Below are 18,963 nucleotides of genomic sequence, written 5' to 3'. Positions count from 1 at the left end.
ATATTGAATTCGATGTTATAATGTGAGTATTATTAATCAAAGTATAGTCTATTTTATAGTTGTGTTTAAACAAGGGGTGGATTCTCGTGTCAGTGGCTGAGAGAAGAAAAGAATGGTATCTAGAATACGAAATTACAATGAATCGTGCTGGTTTGCTAGGAGACGTTTCGAGTTTATTAGGGATGTTAGGCATTAGTATCGTTACTATTAATGGCGTTGATCAAGGTAAACGTGGATTATTAATTAAAACTGATAAATTAGAAAAATTTCAACGATTCGAACAAATCGTTAAAGAAATTAATGAAATCGATATAACTAAATTACGTGTACCTGAATTGCGAGACAGATTAGCTGTTAGACACGGTCGTTATATCGAACAGGATGCCGATGATAAAAAGACATTTCGTTTTGAACGTGAAGATTTAGGTTTACTTGTTGACTTCTTAGCAGAATTATTCAAAGAAGAAGGACATAAATTAATCGGAATTCGTGGTATGCCACGAGTTGGTAAAACGGAATCAATCGTTGCAGGTAGTGTTTGTGCCCATAAACGATGGTTATTTATCAGCTCAACATTAATTAAACAAACAGTTAGAAGTTCATTAATTAAAGGCGAATATGATTCGAACCATGTTTATATTATAGACGGAGCAGTTACAGCTCGAGAATCTAATACGAAACACCAAGATTTAGTTAGAGAGATAATGACACTTCCTTCAGTGAAAGTAGTGGAGCATCCAGATTTATTTGTTGAATCATGTGACTATAGCATGGATGATTTTGACTATATTATTGAATTACGTGAAAATAAAGATCAGGAAATTCAATATGAAGAAATGAAGAAACAAACAGCTCAAACTAAAAGTAAAAATAATTTAGATTTTGGTGATCCATTTGGTGGAGGATTTGGATTTTTTGAATAGGATTTAAGGAGGCATATTTTTGAAAACGATAGGCGAAGTATTAAAAGGTAGACGTGAAAGATTAGGAATGACTCTTAATGAATTGGAGCAACGAACGCAACTTAAACGTCATACACTAGAACAAATAGAAAACAATGAATTTAATCAATTACCTAATAGTAATTATGCTGAAGGTTTCATTCGAAAGTATGCCAATGTTGTTAATATTGAACCCAACCAACTAATCCAAGCACATCAAGATGAAATACCCCAACATCATATTCAATTAGACGACATGATAACTTCGTTCGCTAATAAAGAAGCGCCTCCTTATCGAAGTAAATCTATGGAACCATTGCAAGTTGCAGCTATTATTGTTTTAGTTACATTAGTAACATTAGCTTTATGGATTTTAGCAGTATTATTATTTTAAAGAAAAATGTATTAAGAAATGAGGTTGAAAAATGAATATACCGAATCAGATTACGGTATTCAGAGTTATACTTATACCAGTGTTTATCTTATTTGCTTTAGTTAATTTTGGTTTTGGGAAAATGTCATTTTTAGGCGGATATGATATAAAAATAGAACTATTTATCGGAGCAATTATTTTCATTATTGCATCATTAAGTGATTTTGCCGATGGATATTTAGCACGTAAATGGCAGTTAGTAACTAATATGGGTAAATTTTTAGATCCTTTAGCTGATAAATTATTAGTTGCTAGTGCATTGATTGTATTAGTTCAATTAGATTTAACTAACTCTGTTGTAGCAATTATAATAATTGCACGAGAATTTGCAGTTACAGGTCTTAGATTACTACAAATTGAACAAGGCTTTGTAAGTGCTGCAGGGCAACTAGGTAAAATTAAAACTGCAGTAACAATGGTTGCTATTATTTGGATTTTATTAGGTGATCCATTAGCAACTTGGATTGGTTTCCCAATTGGACAAGTTTTATTATATATCGGTGTATTCTTTACAATTCTTTCTGGTATTGAATACTTCTACAAAGGCAGAGATGTATTTAAACATTAAATAATTAACGAGTTGAAATGGTATCGTTTCAACTCGTTTTTTTATATTTTACAACAGATTCAGTATCTTGTTTGATGTGGAATCCTCATTCTTAGATTTTACTATTATAAACGTTTATAATAGTGATATTGCATACATTCGAGAATTAAAGGGGAGTAATGTGTTATGAATATTTCGATTATAGCTGTTGGATCAGAACTACTGTTAGGACAAATTGCAAATACTAATGGACAATATTTGTCTAAATTATTTAATGGTGTTGGAAAAAATGTTGTAGAACATACAGTTATTGGTGACAACCCAGAGCGTTTAGAATATATTATTCGTCAAGGTTTAGAACGTTTTGACATGCTTGTTCTGACAGGCGGCTTAGGACCTACAAAAGATGACTTAACGAAACATACAGTCGCAAAAGTTTTAAACAAAGATTTAGTTACTGATGAAGCCTCATTAGATTATATTAAAAGTTATTTTGAAGACCAAGGTCAAGAAATGACACCTAATAATAAACAGCAAGCATTAGTAATAGAAGATTCAATTGTTCTTCCTAATAGAAATGGAATGGCACCAGGTATGTTAGTTGAAAATGAAGGTAAAAAGGTAGTATTATTACCCGGACCGCCAAAAGAAATGAAACCTATGGCTAAAAATGAATTACTACCATATATTCTTGATGATGATAAAGTTATTTTTTCAGAACAACTTAAATTTGCTGGCATTGGCGAATCTAAAGTAGAAACAATCTTAATGGATTTAATTGATAAGCAAACAAATCCTACTATTGCGCCACTAGCCGGTTCTCATGAAGTATATATCAGATTAACAGCAAATGCTGAAACCCAACAGCAATGTCGAGATTTAATTCAACCAACAAAAGAAGAAGTATTAAATCGCATTGGCGAATATTATTATGGTTCAGACGATACAACATTAGAAGCGGCTGTAATGAATCACATGGATAGTACATTTTCAATTTATGATGGTGTTACCAATGGAGCATTATATACACGTTTAAAAAATGAAGATACAGAAGATCAATTAAAAGGCGCATTACCAGATTCACCACAATTTGTTGATCATGAACTAGATATAAATGAACAATTATATATGACTGCTAAATATGTAAAAGATTTATTTAAAACAGAGAAGGGTATTACTTTATTGCATAATGAAAAAGATGTTTATTTGGGTATCCTCAATGATGATAAATTAGATATTGAATCATTTAAAATGTCTCAAAATAGAAATTTATTAAGAAGCAGAAGTCAAAATTATGCATTAATAAAATTATTAAAATGGCTAGAACAATAAAATTATATTAGTTTCTGTACTATTTTATAGTACGTTTGTTCGTTTTTGTTTGTGTGTTTTATAAAATAACACGAACAAATATTCGCAAATCGCTTGTAATTTTATTTAAAAGCTTGTATAGTATGAATTAAGATATTAAACAGAAAACATTCGCAATTTAGGAGGTCTCGCTTTGGATAACGAACGTCAAAAAGCTCTAGATACAGTAATAAAAAATATGGAAAAATCATTTGGTAAAGGTGCAGTAATGAAATTAGGCGATAATAAAGGCCGTAGAGTTTCAAGTACATCAAGTGGTTCAGTTACGTTAGATAACGCATTAGGAGTAGGTGGCTATCCTAAAGGAAGAATTATTGAGATATATGGTCCAGAAAGTTCTGGTAAAACAACAGTAGCATTACATGCTATTGCTGAAACACAAAAAAATGGCGGCGTTGCAGCATTTATTGATGCTGAACATGCTTTAGATCCTGTATACGCACAAGCATTAGGTGTGGATATTGATAATTTATATCTTTCACAACCTGACCACGGGGAACAAGGCCTTGAAATTGCAGAAGCTTTTGTTCGTAGTGGTGCAGTAGATATCGTTGTAGTCGATTCAGTAGCTGCATTAACACCTAAAGCTGAAATTGAAGGTGAAATGGGAGACACACACGTTGGTTTACAAGCTAGATTGATGTCACAAGCGTTACGTAAATTATCTGGTGCTATTTCTAAATCTAACACTACAGCTATTTTCATTAACCAAATTCGTGAAAAAGTTGGTGTTATGTTTGGTAACCCAGAAACAACTCCTGGTGGTAGAGCGTTAAAATTCTATAGCTCTGTTCGATTAGAAGTTCGTCGTGCTGAACAATTAAAACAAGGACAAGAAATTGTTGGTAATAGAACTAAGATTAAAGTAGTTAAAAATAAAGTTGCGCCACCATTTAGAGTTGCAGAAGTTGATATCATGTATGGTCAAGGTATCTCTAAAGAAGGAGAACTTATTGATCTTGGTGTTGAAAATGAAATTGTAGATAAATCAGGTGCATGGTATTCATACAATGGAGATAGAATGGGACAAGGTAAAGAAAATGTTAAATCCTACCTTAAAGAAAACCCACAAATTAAAGAAGAAATTGACCAAAAATTACGTCAAAAACTTGGAATTTTTGATGGCGACGTAGAAGAAAAAGAAGAAGAGGCGCCAAAGTCTTTATTTGATGAAGAATAAAATAAATTGGATTTTTCAAAAGCAGTTTCTATAGATATTATATAGAAACTGCTTTTTATTTATCATTAACTGAAATAAATCAAAATAACATTTTGTAAAATAACAACTCAATTTCTTTATAATACTTATAAGTTAGCACTGATATCTTGACACTTCTGAGTGTAAAACCGTACAATTAGTATGTATGATTCTTATATAATTTCATATAATCATATTGATTTTGATATACAGAGCAAACCCTAGATAAAGGAGGTGTTTATGTGAATTTATTAGGCCTCCTACTCATTTTGCTGGGTATAATTCTAGGCGTTGTTGTAGGGTATGTTGTTGCCCGAAATTTATTGCATCAAAAGCAGGTTCAGGCTAGACAGACAGCCGATGATATTGTCAATCAAGCGCACAAAGAAGCCGACAACACTAAGAAAGAAAAATTGCTTGAGGCAAAAGAAGAAAATCAAATTTTACGAGAACAAACTGAAAATGAACTACGTGAAAGACGTGGTGAATTACAAAGACAAGAAACCCGACTTCTTCAAAAAGAAGAGAACTTAGAGCGTAAATCTGATCTATTAGATAAAAAAGATGAGATTTTAGAGCAAAAAGAATCAAAAATTGAAGAAAGACAACAACAAGTAGACGCAAAAGAGAGTAGTGTTCAAACATTAATAATGAAGCATGAACAAGAATTAGAACGCATCTCCGGTCTCACTCAAGAAGAAGCTGTAAATGAGCAACTTCAACGAGTAGAAGAAGAACTGTCACAAGATATTGCTATACTTGTTAAGGAAAAAGAAAGAGAAGCTAAAGAAAAAGTTGATAAAACAGCAAAAGAATTGCTAGCTACTACAGTACAAAGGTTAGCAGCAGATCATACAACTGAATCAACTGTATCAGTTGTAAACTTGCCAAATGATGAAATGAAAGGTCGAATAATCGGTCGTGAAGGACGAAATATTCGTACACTTGAAACACTTACGGGCATCGATTTAATTATCGATGACACTCCAGAAGCTGTCATTTTATCTGGTTTTGACCCTATTAGACGAGAAATCGCTAGAACAGCATTAGTTAACTTAGTTTCTGATGGAAGAATTCATCCTGGTCGTATTGAAGATATGGTCGAAAAAGCTAGAAAAGAAGTAGACGATATTATTAGAGAAGCTGGTGAACAAGCTACATTCGAAATCAATGTTCATAACATGCATCCTGACTTAGTTAAAATACTTGGACGTTTAAATTATCGTACAAGTTATGGACAAAATGTGCTTAAACATTCTATCGAAGTAGCACATTTATCAGGAATGTTAGCAGCAGAACTAGGTGAAGATGTTACGTTAGCGAAACGTGCTGGATTACTTCATGATGTTGGTAAAGCCATCGATCACGAAGTTGAAGGTAGTCACGTTGAAATAGGTGTTGAATTAGCTAAAAAATATGGTGAAAATGAAACAATTATTAATGCTATTCATTCCCATCATGGTGATGTTGAACCAACATCAATTATCTCGATTTTAGTTGCAGCAGCTGACGCATTATCAGCCGCTCGTCCTGGCGCTCGAAAAGAGACATTAGAAAATTACATTCGTCGATTAGAGCGTTTAGAAACACTTTCAGAAAGTTATGATGGTGTTGAAAAAGCATTCGCAATTCAAGCAGGTAGAGAAATTCGTGTAGTAGTTTCACCTGAAGAAATAGATGATTTAAAATCATACCGATTGGCTAGAGATATTAAAACTCAAATTGAGGATGAATTACAATATCCAGGTCATATCAAAGTGACAGTTGTTCGAGAGACTAGAGCAGTAGAATATGCTAAATAAGTTAAACCCCTAATTACTCATTGTGTAGTTAGGGGTTTAATTATTATCAAAATTTGTGATTATATAAAAAAACTGACGATTGATGTTAAATAAATCAATCGTCAGATATTCGTATAATCATAATGTTGTATTAAACATTTTACTTCAATTGTAAATCTGTTTTCTTCAATTCTTGAATAATTTCAGCTGTGTCATAGCAATTAGTAGCGATATTAGCGTATCTTTCTGCTAAACGGTATGCATTGATGTATAATTTTAAACTTTCTTTAGCAATATCTTCTGCATCTTCTGATTTAGATGGGTTAGAACTTACTACTAATTCTGCAAACTTTTCAGGATCGATATTAATAGACATTTATTATTTACAACTCCTAAATATTTTATAAACATATACTAACATAATATATATTGATAAAAAAGCAAAGACAGTTAATATTCAGATAAATAATTTTACAAAGAGTACTTTAAATAAAGTGTTCTATCTATTAAACTTAATGATATGAGAGGATGAACAAGGCATGAGAATATTATTTATTGGAGATATTGTAGGTAAGATTGGCAGAAACGCAATAACTACATATTTACCTAAATTAAAACAAGAATATCGTCCTACTGTATCCATTGTAAATGCTGAAAATGCAGCACATGGTAAAGGACTAACTGAAAAGATATATAAGCAATTGCTTCGTGAGGGTGTCGATTTTATGACTATGGGTAACCATACTTATGGTCAACGTGAAATATACGAATTTATTGATGATGCTAAAAGAATGGTTAGACCGGCCAACTTTCCTGATGAAGCACCTGGAGTAGGGATGCGCTTTATTCAAATTAATGAAATAAAATTAGCTATAATTAATTTGCAAGGAAGAGCGTTCATGCAGGATATAGATGACCCTTTTAAAAAAGCTGACGCACTAATTGAAGAAGCTCAAAAAGTAACGCCATATATATTTGTTGATTTTCATGCTGAAACAACATCAGAAAAAAATGCAATGGGATGGTATTTAGATGGTAGAGTAAGTGCAGTAGTGGGTACACATACTCATATTCAAACATCTGATAACCGTATTTTACCAAGTGGAACAGGCTATATTACTGATGTAGGCATGACAGGTTTTTATGATGGTATATTAGGCATCAATAGAGATGAAGTGATAGAGCGCTTTATTACGAGTTTACCACAACGTCATGTTGTACCAGATAATGGACGCAGTGTTCTTTCTGGTGTTATCATTGATTTAGATAAAAATGGTAAAACAACAAATATTGAAAGAATATTAATTAATGACGATAATCCTATGAAATTATAAAGTAAATGTTTGTGACATTATAGTTACAAAAGACTATCGTCCATTAGTATGAAATTATAAACATGCCACTGTTTACATAGTAATACGGTGGTTATTTTTGTTATCATTTAATATGAATTAAAAACCACAGGAGGCTTATGATATGAAATCACAAATATCATGGAAAGTGGGCGGACAACAAGGTGAAGGAATTGAATCAACTGGAGAAATATTTGCTACTGCAATGAATAGAAAAGGCTATTTCTTATATGGTTATAGACACTTTTCTAGTCGTATAAAAGGTGGACATACTAATAATAAAATTAGAGTCTCTACTTCTCCAGTACATGCTATTAGTGATGATTTAGATATACTTATCGCATTTGACCAAGAAACTATAGAAGTTAATCATCATGAAATGCGCGAAGATAGTATCATTATTGCTGATTCAAAAGCAAAACCAGTAAAACCTGATGATTGTCAGGCACAACTTATAGATTTACCGTTTACTAGTACTGCAAAAGAATTAGGAACTGCATTAATGAAGAACATGGTAGCTATTGGTGCTACATCTGCATTAATGAACCTAGATACATCTACATTTGAAGAATTAATTACAAACATGTTCACTAAAAAAGGTGACAAAGTTGTTGAAATGAATATACAAGCTTTAAATCAAGGTTATCAATTAATGAAAGAATATTTAGAAGATATTCAAGGCGATTTCGAACTTCAAGAAAGTAGTGAAAATCCTCATCTTTATATGATTGGTAATGACGCAATTGGATTAGGTGCAATTTCTGCTGGATCAAGATTTATGTCAGCTTATCCAATTACGCCAGCTTCTGAAATTATGGAGTACATGATTGCTAATTTACCAAAAGTTGGCGGAACAGTTGTTCAAACTGAAGATGAAATTGCTGCTGCGACAATGTCTATCGGTGCTAATTATGCAGGTGTTCGTGGATTTACTGCAAGTGCTGGACCAGGATTATCTCTAATGATGGAATCAATTGGCTTATCTGGTATGACTGAAACACCGTTTGTTGTCATAAATACACAACGTGGAGGTCCTTCTACAGGTTTACCAACTAAACAAGAACAATCTGACTTAATGCAAATGATTTATGGTACTCATGGTGATATTCCAAAAATTGTAGTAGCCCCTACAGATGCGGAAGATGCATTTTATTTAACAATGGAAGCATTTAATTTAGCTGAGGAATATCAATGTCCAGTAATTATTTTAAGTGATTTACAATTATCATTAGGTAAACAAACAGTTAAAGAATTAGACTATGATAAAATCAAAATTAAACGTGGAGAATTAATTCAATCTGATATCGAACGTGAAGAAGATGTCAAATCATATTTCAGAAGATATGCATTAACAGGAAGTGGCATTTCACCTAGACCAATACCTGGTACTAAAGGTGGTATTCACCATGTTACTGGTGTTGAACATAACGAAGAAGGTAAAACAAGCGAAGCTGCACAAAATCGTCAACAACAAATGGACAAACGTATGCGCAAAACTAAAAATCTTCTTATAGAAAAACCAGTAGACTATACTGAAAATCACGAACAAGCTGATATTCTATATATTGGTTTCATTTCAAGTAAAGGTGCTATCGAAGAAGGTGCACAACGATTAAATAATCAAAATATCGCAGTGAATACACTACAAATCAGACAATTACATCCATTCCCAACTGAAACGATTCAAAGTGCGATTGATAAAGCACAAAAAGTTGTTATTGCAGAACATAACTATCAAGGACAATTAGCAAATATTATTAAAATGAACGTGAATATTCAAAATAAATTAGTAAATCAAACTAAATATGATGGTACACCATTCTTACCACATGAAATAGTTGATAAAGGTATCGAAGTTGCAAAAGAAATAAAGGAGTTGGTCTAATTGGCTACATTTAAAGATTTTAGAAATAATGTTAAGCCAAACTGGTGCCCAGGTTGTGGTGATTTCTCTGTTCAAGCTGCTATACAAAAAGCAGCCGCAAATGTAGGGTTAGAACCAGAAGAAGTTGCACTTATTACAGGCATTGGTTGTTCAGGTAGATTATCAGGCTATATAAATGCCTATGGTGTACATGCCATACATGGTCGTGCTTTACCGTTAGCACAAGGCGTTAAAATGGCTAACAGAGATCTTACAGTTATTGCTTCTGGCGGTGACGGTGACGGTTATGCGATTGGTATGGGTCATACTATTCACGCCTTACGTAGAAATATGAACATGACTTATATCGTTATGGATAACCAAATATATGGTTTAACTAAAGGACAAACTTCACCGTCTTCAGCGGTTGGATTTGTGACTAAATCTACACCTAAAGGTAACATTGAAAAAAATGTAGCGCCTTTAGAATTAGCATTATCTTCAGGAGCGACTTTTGTAGCACAAGGTTTTTCAAGTGATATTAAAGGATTAACAAAACTTATCGAAGATGCTATTAATCACGATGGATTTTCATTCGTAAATGTATTCTCACCATGTGTTACTTATAACAAAATTAATACTTATGATTGGTTCAAAGAAAATCTAACAAGTATTGATGACATTGAAAATTATGATACGACGGATAAACAATTAGCTATACAAACAGTTTTAGAACATGAATCTATGTTAAAAGGTATTGTTTATCAAGATACAGAAACACCTTCATATGAATCACAGATTGAAGAAATGGAAGGAACGCCATTAGCTAAGAAAGATATTCATATATCAGAAGACAAGTTTAATGAATTAACTAAACAATTTGTATAGAGAGGATAGCTGTCAATTCCATTAATAGAATGGTATTTGGCAGCTATTTTATTATTAGCTTATAAGCAAACAACATATTAATCTATAGAATTAAATTATAAATTTTCTGTAAATATACATTAAAATACTGTACATTGTGGAATAGATAATAAAGGTCATATAAGGAGAAGGTATATGGACAAATTTATTTCTATGAAAGAATTACAAGAAAATACAATAGAAGATAAAGATTGGCATATTGAAACTGAAGATAATAACAGTGACATTACAATATTAGCTATACACGGTGGAGGTATCGAACCTGCAACTAGTGAGCTTGCTTTTGTGACTGCACAAACCAACGAATATAACTATTTTACCTTTAAGGGAGATAGACGACATGGTAATAATGAGTTACATGTCACATCAATTCACTATGATAATGAAATAGCACAAGACTTAACTCAAAAAAGTCAACGCGCAATCTCATTACATGGTTGTACAGGCCAAGAATCAATCGTTTACATAGGCGGTAAAGATAAACAGTTAATTAAGTTAATAACTTCTGAATTAAAAGATATTGAAGTAGACGTTCAACATGCCCCGCATACGATGTCGGGTAAACAAAAGGAAAATATAGTTAATCAAACTCAAATACAAGCAGGAGTTCAACTTGAAATAACGCATGCATTAAGGAAACATTTTTTTAAAGATGGAAAATTAAATCGTAAAAGCAGAGAAGATCAAGATAATTGGGATGAATTTTTATATACATTTGCAAATGCTTTGGTAAAGGCAGTTGAAGGATTACATGATTAACTTAATAAAAATGTTAAACTAGTATTATAAATAAAGATAAGATGGGAGCTAAATTAAATGGTTGATACATTAATGAGTATTCAAATTATACCTAAAACACCAAATAATGAAGACGTCATTCCTTATGTAGATGAAGCAATTAAGATTATAGATCAATCGGGAATGCACTATCGTGTCGGACCACTTGAAACATCCGTACAAGGAGATATGAATGAATGTCTAATATTAATCCAAAATTTAAACCAACGTATGGTAGAATTAGAATGTCCTAGTATAATTAGTCAAGTTAAGTTTTATCATGTACCAGAAGGTATTGAAATTGAAACATTAACAGGAAAGTATGACGAAGCATAGATTTATGACAATTTTATAATCATTGTGATAATAATCTTACTTTTAGAATTAGATAGACTAAAGTAGAGGCTAAGGCATCAATGTTGTCTTAGCCTTATTCATTGTGAAGTAAATATTGATAAGACGCTTTTTGCACTTTGTGGTTAAATTTAATATAATGTAGAAATGATATATGGGCATATAGAAAGGATTTTTAATAGTGAATGAAGAGCAAAGAAAAGCTGGTTCGATAAATATTTTAGCAGAACGTGATCGTAAAGAAGAAAAGGATTATAGTAAATATTTTGAACAAGTGTATCAACCACCTAGTTTAAAAGAAGCTAAAAAACGTGGTAAACAAGAGATAAAATATAATCGAGACTTTCAAATTGATGAAAAATATCGAGACATGGGTAAAGGACGTTCATTTTTAATTAAAACGTATGGCTGTCAAATGAATGCACATGATACTGAAGTAATGGCGGGGATATTAGAAGCTTTAGGATATAGTGCAACATCAGATATTAACACAGCAGATATTATATTAATTAATACATGTGCGATTCGTGAAAATGCTGAAAATAAAGTATTTAGCGAAATTGGTAATTTAAAACATCTTAAGAAAGAACGACCAGATTGTTTAATAGGTGTATGTGGCTGTATGTCACAAGAAGAATCTGTTGTTAATAAAATTTTAAAATCATACCAAAATGTAGATATGATTTTTGGAACTCATAATATTCATAAACTACCAGAAATATTAGAAGAAGCTTATCTATCTAAAGCAATGGTTGTTGATGTATGGTCTAAAGAAGGAGATGTCATTGAAAATCTTCCTAAAGTTCGTGACGGTCATATTAAAGCATGGGTGAATATTATGTATGGTTGCGATAAATTCTGTACATATTGCATAGTACCTTTTACAAGAGGTAAAGAACGTAGCCGTAGACCAGAAGATATTATTGATGAAGTAAGAGAATTAGCTAGAGAAGGCTATCAAGAAATTACATTGTTAGGACAAAATGTTAATTCTTACGGAAAAGATATAGAGGGACTTGACTATGGATTAGGTGATTTATTAGAGGATATCTCAAAAATTGATATTCCTCGAGTAAGATTCACAACTAGTCATCCTTGGGACTTTACAGATCGCATGATTGAAGTGATTGCTAATGGAGGAAACATTGTACCTCATATTCATTTACCAGTACAATCAGGAAACAATGCTGTGCTAAAAATTATGGGAAGAAAATATACGAGAGAAAGTTATTTAGACTTAGTAAACCGTATTAAAGAAGCAATTCCTCAAATCGCATTAACGACTGATATCATTGTAGGTTATCCAAATGAAACTGAAGAACAGTTTGAAGAAACATTAACTTTATATGATGAAGTTGGATTCGAACATGCATACACATATCTATATTCTCAAAGAGACGGTACGCCTGCAGCTAAAATGAAAGATAATGTACCAACTGATGTAAAAAAAGAGAGACTTCAACGTTTAAACAAAAAAGTTGGAGAATACTCACAAAAAGCAATGAGTCAGTATGAGAACGAAATTGTGACGGTTTTATGTGAAGGATCAAGTAAAAAAGATGATACAGTTTTAGCAGGCTATACTGAAAAAAATAAACTTGTTAACTTTAAAGCACCAAAAGAAATGATTGGTAAATTAGTTGATGTTAAAATAGATGAAGCGAAACAATATTCATTAAATGGTACTTTCGTAGGAGAACATCAAAAAGAATTGGTGATGCAATAATAATGTATAATAAAGAGGACATACTATCGAATGCTGATCAACTTGCCCAAAAAATAAAAAATCTTGAAGTAATTAAAGACTATCAAACAATCGAAACACAAATTCACAATAATAAAACCATTGAAAAGAAAATGAACCGATTGAAAAAGCAACAAAAACAATCAGTAAACTTACAAAACTATGGTAAATCAACAGCATTTAATCAATCAGAGAACCAAATTCATCAGTTGGAAAACGAAATAAATGAATTACCAATAGTTGAAGAATTTCGTACATCTCAATATGAAGCCAATTATCTTCTACAAATGATGATTAAAACAATGGAAAACCGTTTGAATGAACATAATGAAAGTTATCATAACAAATAAATTGGATAAGGAGACAATGCATTGAATATTAGAAAACTTACAATAACAGCGCTATTAATAGCAATAAATGTCATTTTAAGCAGTATCATTGTCATCCCTCTTGGTCCAATCAAGGCAGCGCCTATGCAACATCTAGTAAACGTACTTTGCGCAGTGTTCGTAGGACCATGGTATGGACTTGCACAAGCTTTAATTTCTTCCATTTTACGTGTTACGTTTGGTACTGGAAGTGTATTTGCATTTCCAGGCAGTATGATAGGTGTATTCTTAGCTAGCCTCTTTTACATGTATCGTAAACATATATTTATGGCAGCAGTTGGAGAAGTTCTTGGAACAGGCATCATTGGAAGTTTAATATGTATTCCATTAGCATGGATACTTAATTTACAAAACTTCTTTGTTAAACCATTAATGACTGCATTTATCGTGTCTAGTATTATAGGTGCCGCAATTAGCTACATGTTATTAATTATATTAAAAAAACGTGGTCTTTTAGATAGATTTCAAAAATAGTAATTAAGTACGTACAATACATAGTGAAACTGAAATGACTCAGTTCAATGTTTGTACGTACTTTTTTTAATTATCAAATTAACTTCATAGGCTAGAATATATTCAATATGTTAAAATAGATGAGTTAAAAGAACGTAAAAATTACATAAAATGATTCAATTCATAAAAATAAAAAGACTATAAAATAAGGGTTGTGAAGAACTTTATGTCGAATGTGACACCAATGATGCAACAATATTTAAAAATTAAATCAGAATATGATGACTGTTTATTATTTTTTAGACTCGGAGACTTTTATGAAATGTTCTTCGAAGATGCTAAAGAAGCATCAAGAGTATTAGAAATCACGCTTACTAAAAGAGATGCCAAAAAAGAAGACCCAATACCGATGTGCGGTGTACCTTATCATTCCGCTGATAGTTACATTGAAACATTAATTAATAATGGCTATAAAGTAGCTATCTGTGAACAAATGGAAGACCCTAAACAGACAAAGGGTATGGTTAAAAGAGAAGTTGTTAGAATAGTAACGCCAGGTACAGTAATGGACCAAGGTGGGGTTGATGAGAAGCAAAACAACTATATTTTAAGTTTTATTAAGCAAGGGCAAGAATATGCATTAAGTTATTGTGACATTTCAACAGGTGAATTAAAAGCTACACATTTTAAAGATGAAGCTACTTTACTAAATGAAATTACAACGATTAATCCTAATGAAATTGTAGTAAATGAAACTTTATCTGAAAACATGCAACGACAAATTAATATGATTACTGAAACGATAACAGTTCGTGAGGATATATCTAACCAATCATTTTCCGTAAACAATAATGAACATGAAGGTATGTATCAATCTACTCAATTATTATTAGATTACATCCATCATACTCAAAAAAGAGACTTATCACATTTAGAAGAAGTGCAACATTATGCTGCTATTGATTTCATGAAAATGGATTTCTATGCTAAAAGAAACTTAGAATTAACTGAAAGTATAAGATTGAAATCCAAAAAAGGAACACTTTTATGGTTAATGGATGAAACAAAAACGCCAATGGGAGCAAGACGTCTTAAACAGTGGATAGATCGTCCTTTAATTTATAAACAGCAAATTGAAGAGAGATTGAATATAGTTGATGAGTTTATTAACCACTTTATTGAACGTGATACCTTAAGAAATTATTTGAATCAAGTCTACGATATTGAAAGACTTGTAGGTCGAGTGAGTTACGGTAATGTTAATGCACGTGATTTAATACAATTAAAACATTCAATTAGTGAGATTCCTAATATCAAACAATTATTAAGTCAGCTTGAAAGCGACAAGATAACTCAATTTGATGAGTTAGAACCATTAGATGATTTATTAGAAGTGCTTGAAAATAGCTTAGTAGAAGAGCCTCCTATCTCAGTTAAAGATGGCGGATTGTTCAAAACAGGTTTTAATCAACAATTAGATGAGTATTTAGAAGCATCTCGTAATGGTAAATCTTGGCTTGCTGAATTACAAGCAAGAGAAAGAGAACGCACAGGTATTAAATCTCTTAAAATTAGTTTTAACAAAGTGTTTGGTTATTTTATAGAGATTACTCGCGCCAATTTACAAGGATTTGAACCTTCTGAATTTGGATATAATCGTAAACAAACTTTATCTAATGCTGAACGTTTTATTACTGATGAATTAAAAGAAAAAGAAGATATTATTCTAGGCGCAGAAGATAAAGCTATAGAATTAGAATATCAATTATTTGTAAAATTGAGAGAACATATTAAGTCGTATACAGAACGACTTCAAAAGCAGGCAAAAATCATTTCAGAATTAGATTGTTTACAAAGTTTTGCGGAAATTGCTCAAAAATATAATTATGTTAGACCACAATTTAGCGTTAACAAAACATTAAAACTTGAAAACTCTAGACATCCAGTTGTAGAGCGTGTGATGGATTATAACGATTATGTTCCAAATGATTGTGAATTAGATAATGATACATTCATTTACTTAATTACAGGTCCTAATATGTCAGGGAAATCAACGTATATGAGACAAATCGCTATTATTAGCATTATGGCTCAAATGGGTGCTTATGTTCCTTGTGAATCAGCAGTGCTACCAATTTTTGATCAAATATTTACACGAATTGGCGCTGCAGACGATTTAGTATCAGGTAAAAGTACGTTCATGGTAGAAATGTTAGAAGCGCAAAAAGCATTAACTTATGCTACAGAAGATAGTTTAATTATCTTTGATGAAATAGGTAGAGGGACTTCAACATATGATGGTTTAGCACTCGCACAAGCCATGATAGAATACGTTGCTCAAACATCTCACGCTAAAACACTATTCTCTACACACTATCATGAACTTACAACTTTAGATCAGTTATTACCTTGTTTGAAAAATGTTCATGTTGCTGCAAATGAATATAAAGGTGAACTTATCTTCTTACACAAAGTAAAAGATGGTGCTGTTGATGACAGTTATGGTATTCAAGTAGCAAAACTTGCTGATCTACCTGATAAAGTGATTCAAAGAGCACAAGTTATATTAGATGAATTCGAACAGAAGTCTGATAATCCAGAACCAATGATTGTACAAAGTGAAGTAAAAGATGATGCTATAGATTCAAACTCAAATAGTGAGACACAAGATGCAGTACAACATACTAATAATCAAGAAAATACGTCTTCATTTGAACAAGCGGCATTTAATTTATTTGATGCAGAAGTACAACAAAGCGAAGTAGAAGCACAAATCAAATCTTTAAATTTATCAAATATGACTCCAATAGAAGCTTTAGTAAAATTAAGCGAATTACAAAATCAATTAAAATAGAGGTGTTGTAAATGGGAAAAATTAAAGAACTACAAACCTCCTTAGCTAACAAAATTGCAGCTGGCGAAGTAGTCGAAAGACCCAGTTCGGTTGTAAAAGAATTATTAGAAAATGCTATTGATGCCAAGTCAACCGAAATTAATATAGAAGTGGAACAATCAGGTATAGCTTCAATACGTGTTGTAGATAATGGAACTGGTATTGAACAAGATGATTTAAGTCTGGTGTTTCACAGACATGCTACTAGTAAATTAGATGCAGATGATGATTTATTCCATATTAGAACATTAGGATTTCGTGGAGAAGCATTAGCGAGTATTTCTTCAGTATCCAAAGTGACTTTACGTACATGTACAGATAATGAAAGTGGTCATGAAATATATGCTGAAAATGGTGTGATTAAAGATCAAAAACCAGCTAAAGCTAAAAAAGGGACAGATATACTTGTTGAGTCATTATTCTATAATACGCCAGCTCGGTTAAAATATATTAAAAGTTTATATACAGAACTAGGCAAAATTACAGATATTGTTAATAGAATGGCAATGAGTCATCCTGATATAAGAATTTCATTAGTTTCTGATGGTAAAACACTTTTAAAAACTAATGGTTCTGGTAAAACAAATGAAGTTATGGCAGAAATATATGGAATGAAAGTAGCAAAAGATTTAGTACATATCACTGGTGATACAAGCGATTATCATCTTGAAGGTTATGTTGCTAGACCTGAGCATTCAAGAAGTAATAAACATTATATTTCTATTTTTATCAATGGTAGATATATCAAAAACTTTGTTTTAAATAAAGCAATTGTTGAAGGTTATCATACATTATTAACAATTGGTCGATACCCTATTTGCTACATCAATATCCAAATGGATCCCATACTAGTAGATGTTAATGTTCATCCTACTAAACTTGAAGTCAGATTATCTAAGGAAGAACAATTATACAAATTAATTGTTGAAAAAATTCAAGAAGCATTTAAAGATAAAATTTTAATACCTAAAAATGATCTAGACCAACATTCTAAGAAAAACAAAGTGTTAAATAGTTTTGAACAACAAAAGTTAGACTTTGAACGTAGACAAAAAGAAGAAGCAAATAATCATAACGGTATGAATGACTCTGAAAATAAATCAGATCATGCCACAAATGAACAACGGTATAACGAAGAAACAAGCCAAAGCCTTTCATCCAATGTACAAGAAAATGATGAAAGTGAATCATTTAATTCCTCTAATAATATTAACCGTGATAATGATGATAATTACTTCGAAAATCAAAAAGAAATTTTAAACGAATTAGATAATAACGATAATACATTTGAATTAGATGATGAAGTTAAAGATAATCAAGACATTAAAGGTGCTATAAGTGCTTCAACGAGACGTCGTGTACCATATATGGAAGTTGTTGGACAAGTTCATGGAACATATATCATAGCTCAAAATGAAAATGGTATGTTTATGATTGACCAGCATGCTGCACAAGAGCGTATTAAATACGAATATTTTAGAGATAAAATTGGAGAAGTATCAAATGAAGTACAAAACTTATTGATACCAATGACTTTCCATTTTTCTAAGGATGAACAATTGATTATAGACCAATATAAAGAAGAACTAGATAGAGTCGGTGTACATCTTGAACATTTTGGAGGTCATGATTATATTGTTAATAGTTATCCAGTGTGGTTTCCAAAAGCAGAAGCGGAAGAAATTATTAAAGATATGATTGAATTAGTTTTAGAAAATAAAAAAATAGATGTTAAAAAAATGCGTGAAGATGCAGCGATTATGATGTCATGTAAAAAATCAATTAAAGCTAATCATTATTTAAAAAATAACGAAATGGCAGATTTAATTGATCAACTGCGTGAAATGGAAGATCCATTTACTTGTCCGCATGGACGTCCAATTATTATTAACTTTTCAAATTACGAATTAGAAAAATTATTTAAACGTGTCATGTAGAG

17 protein-coding genes are annotated in these 18,963 nt (G+C 31.7%); 16 read left to right on the top strand and 1 reads right to left on the bottom strand.

The window, feature by feature from the left end:
* Positions 1 to 86 precede the first annotated feature (86 nt).
* The 6 genes from Q4528_RS07090 to rny all read left to right on the top strand — a co-directional run bounded on the left by Q4528_RS07090 (position 87) and on the right by rny (position 6,292).
* The gene (locus Q4528_RS07090; RefSeq protein WP_017638354.1) at positions 87 to 923 is read left to right on the top strand and encodes a YmfK family protein; all 837 of its coding nucleotides are present in this window, start codon (positions 87 to 89) and stop codon (positions 921 to 923) included.
* Positions 924 to 942: 19 nt separating this feature from the next.
* Positions 943 to 1,335 (top strand): helix-turn-helix domain-containing protein, encoded by a 393-nt coding sequence (locus Q4528_RS07085; RefSeq protein ID WP_017638353.1) that lies wholly within the window; start codon positions 943 to 945, stop codon positions 1,333 to 1,335.
* Positions 1,336 to 1,366: 31 nt separating this feature from the next.
* Positions 1,367 to 1,942 (top strand): CDP-diacylglycerol--glycerol-3-phosphate 3-phosphatidyltransferase, encoded by a 576-nt coding sequence (gene pgsA / locus Q4528_RS07080; protein WP_017638352.1) that lies wholly within the window; start codon positions 1,367 to 1,369, stop codon positions 1,940 to 1,942.
* Positions 1,943 to 2,107: 165 nt separating this feature from the next.
* Positions 2,108 to 3,253: a CinA family nicotinamide mononucleotide deamidase-related protein gene (locus Q4528_RS07075; protein WP_303521062.1), complete on the top strand. Its 1,146-nt coding sequence runs from the start codon at positions 2,108 to 2,110 to the stop codon at positions 3,251 to 3,253.
* A 172-nt stretch (positions 3,254 to 3,425) separates the two neighbouring features.
* Complete coding sequence (gene recA, locus Q4528_RS07070; protein WP_017638350.1) at positions 3,426 to 4,472, top strand: recombinase RecA; 1,047 nt, start codon at positions 3,426 to 3,428, stop codon at positions 4,470 to 4,472.
* 260 nt (positions 4,473 to 4,732) lie between these two features.
* The gene (gene rny / locus Q4528_RS07065) at positions 4,733 to 6,292 is read left to right on the top strand and encodes a ribonuclease Y (protein ID WP_017638349.1); all 1,560 of its coding nucleotides are present in this window, start codon (positions 4,733 to 4,735) and stop codon (positions 6,290 to 6,292) included.
* A gap of 139 nt (positions 6,293 to 6,431) precedes the next feature.
* On the opposite strand, the gene Q4528_RS07060 is transcribed toward rny, so the two are convergent.
* Positions 6,432 to 6,647, bottom strand: coding sequence for a hypothetical protein (locus tag Q4528_RS07060; protein ID WP_017638348.1), 216 nt, complete (start codon positions 6,645 to 6,647; stop codon positions 6,432 to 6,434).
* Positions 6,648 to 6,810: 163 nt separating this feature from the next.
* Here Q4528_RS07060 and Q4528_RS07055 point away from each other — a divergent pair, with 163 nt between their 5' ends.
* The 10 genes from Q4528_RS07055 (at position 6,811) to mutL (ending at position 18,961) form a co-directional block, all read left to right on the top strand.
* A complete protein-coding gene (locus Q4528_RS07055) occupies positions 6,811 to 7,605 on the top strand; it encodes a TIGR00282 family metallophosphoesterase (RefSeq protein WP_017638347.1) in 795 nt (264 codons plus the stop codon).
* A gap of 142 nt (positions 7,606 to 7,747) precedes the next feature.
* Complete coding sequence (locus Q4528_RS07050) at positions 7,748 to 9,508, top strand: 2-oxoacid:acceptor oxidoreductase subunit alpha (RefSeq protein WP_046466622.1); 1,761 nt, start codon at positions 7,748 to 7,750, stop codon at positions 9,506 to 9,508.
* A complete protein-coding gene (locus tag Q4528_RS07045) occupies positions 9,509 to 10,375 on the top strand; it encodes a 2-oxoacid:ferredoxin oxidoreductase subunit beta (protein ID WP_017638345.1) in 867 nt (288 codons plus the stop codon).
* A gap of 174 nt (positions 10,376 to 10,549) precedes the next feature.
* On the top strand, positions 10,550 to 11,173 hold the full coding sequence (locus Q4528_RS07040) for a poly-gamma-glutamate hydrolase family protein (RefSeq protein WP_017638344.1): 624 nt from the start codon (positions 10,550 to 10,552) through the stop codon (positions 11,171 to 11,173).
* A 57-nt stretch (positions 11,174 to 11,230) separates the two neighbouring features.
* Positions 11,231 to 11,527: a thiamine-binding protein gene (locus Q4528_RS07035; RefSeq protein WP_017638343.1), complete on the top strand. Its 297-nt coding sequence runs from the start codon at positions 11,231 to 11,233 to the stop codon at positions 11,525 to 11,527.
* Positions 11,528 to 11,726: 199 nt separating this feature from the next.
* Positions 11,727 to 13,271: a tRNA (N6-isopentenyl adenosine(37)-C2)-methylthiotransferase MiaB gene (gene miaB / locus Q4528_RS07030; protein WP_017638342.1), complete on the top strand. Its 1,545-nt coding sequence runs from the start codon at positions 11,727 to 11,729 to the stop codon at positions 13,269 to 13,271.
* 2 nt (positions 13,272 to 13,273) lie between these two features.
* Complete coding sequence (locus tag Q4528_RS07025) at positions 13,274 to 13,639, top strand: YlbF/YmcA family competence regulator (protein ID WP_017638341.1); 366 nt, start codon at positions 13,274 to 13,276, stop codon at positions 13,637 to 13,639.
* Positions 13,640 to 13,660: 21 nt separating this feature from the next.
* Positions 13,661 to 14,152 carry an energy coupling factor transporter S component ThiW gene (gene thiW / locus Q4528_RS07020; protein WP_046466624.1) on the top strand — a complete coding sequence of 164 codons (492 nt, stop codon included), beginning with the start codon at positions 13,661 to 13,663 and terminating at the stop codon, positions 14,150 to 14,152.
* Between the two features lie 205 nt (positions 14,153 to 14,357).
* A complete protein-coding gene (gene mutS, locus Q4528_RS07015) occupies positions 14,358 to 16,985 on the top strand; it encodes a DNA mismatch repair protein MutS (protein WP_046466625.1) in 2,628 nt (875 codons plus the stop codon).
* An 11-nt stretch (positions 16,986 to 16,996) separates the two neighbouring features.
* The gene (gene mutL, locus Q4528_RS07010; RefSeq protein WP_017638338.1) at positions 16,997 to 18,961 is read left to right on the top strand and encodes a DNA mismatch repair endonuclease MutL; all 1,965 of its coding nucleotides are present in this window, start codon (positions 16,997 to 16,999) and stop codon (positions 18,959 to 18,961) included.
* Positions 18,962 to 18,963 lie beyond the last annotated feature (2 nt).

Origin of the sequence: Staphylococcus pasteuri (assembly GCF_030547725.1) — a bacterium.
Lineage (GTDB): Bacteria > Bacillota > Bacilli > Staphylococcales > Staphylococcaceae > Staphylococcus > Staphylococcus pasteuri.
Note: the sequence above shows the minus strand (reverse complement) of the source record. Positions and strands in the feature narration are given on the sequence as shown.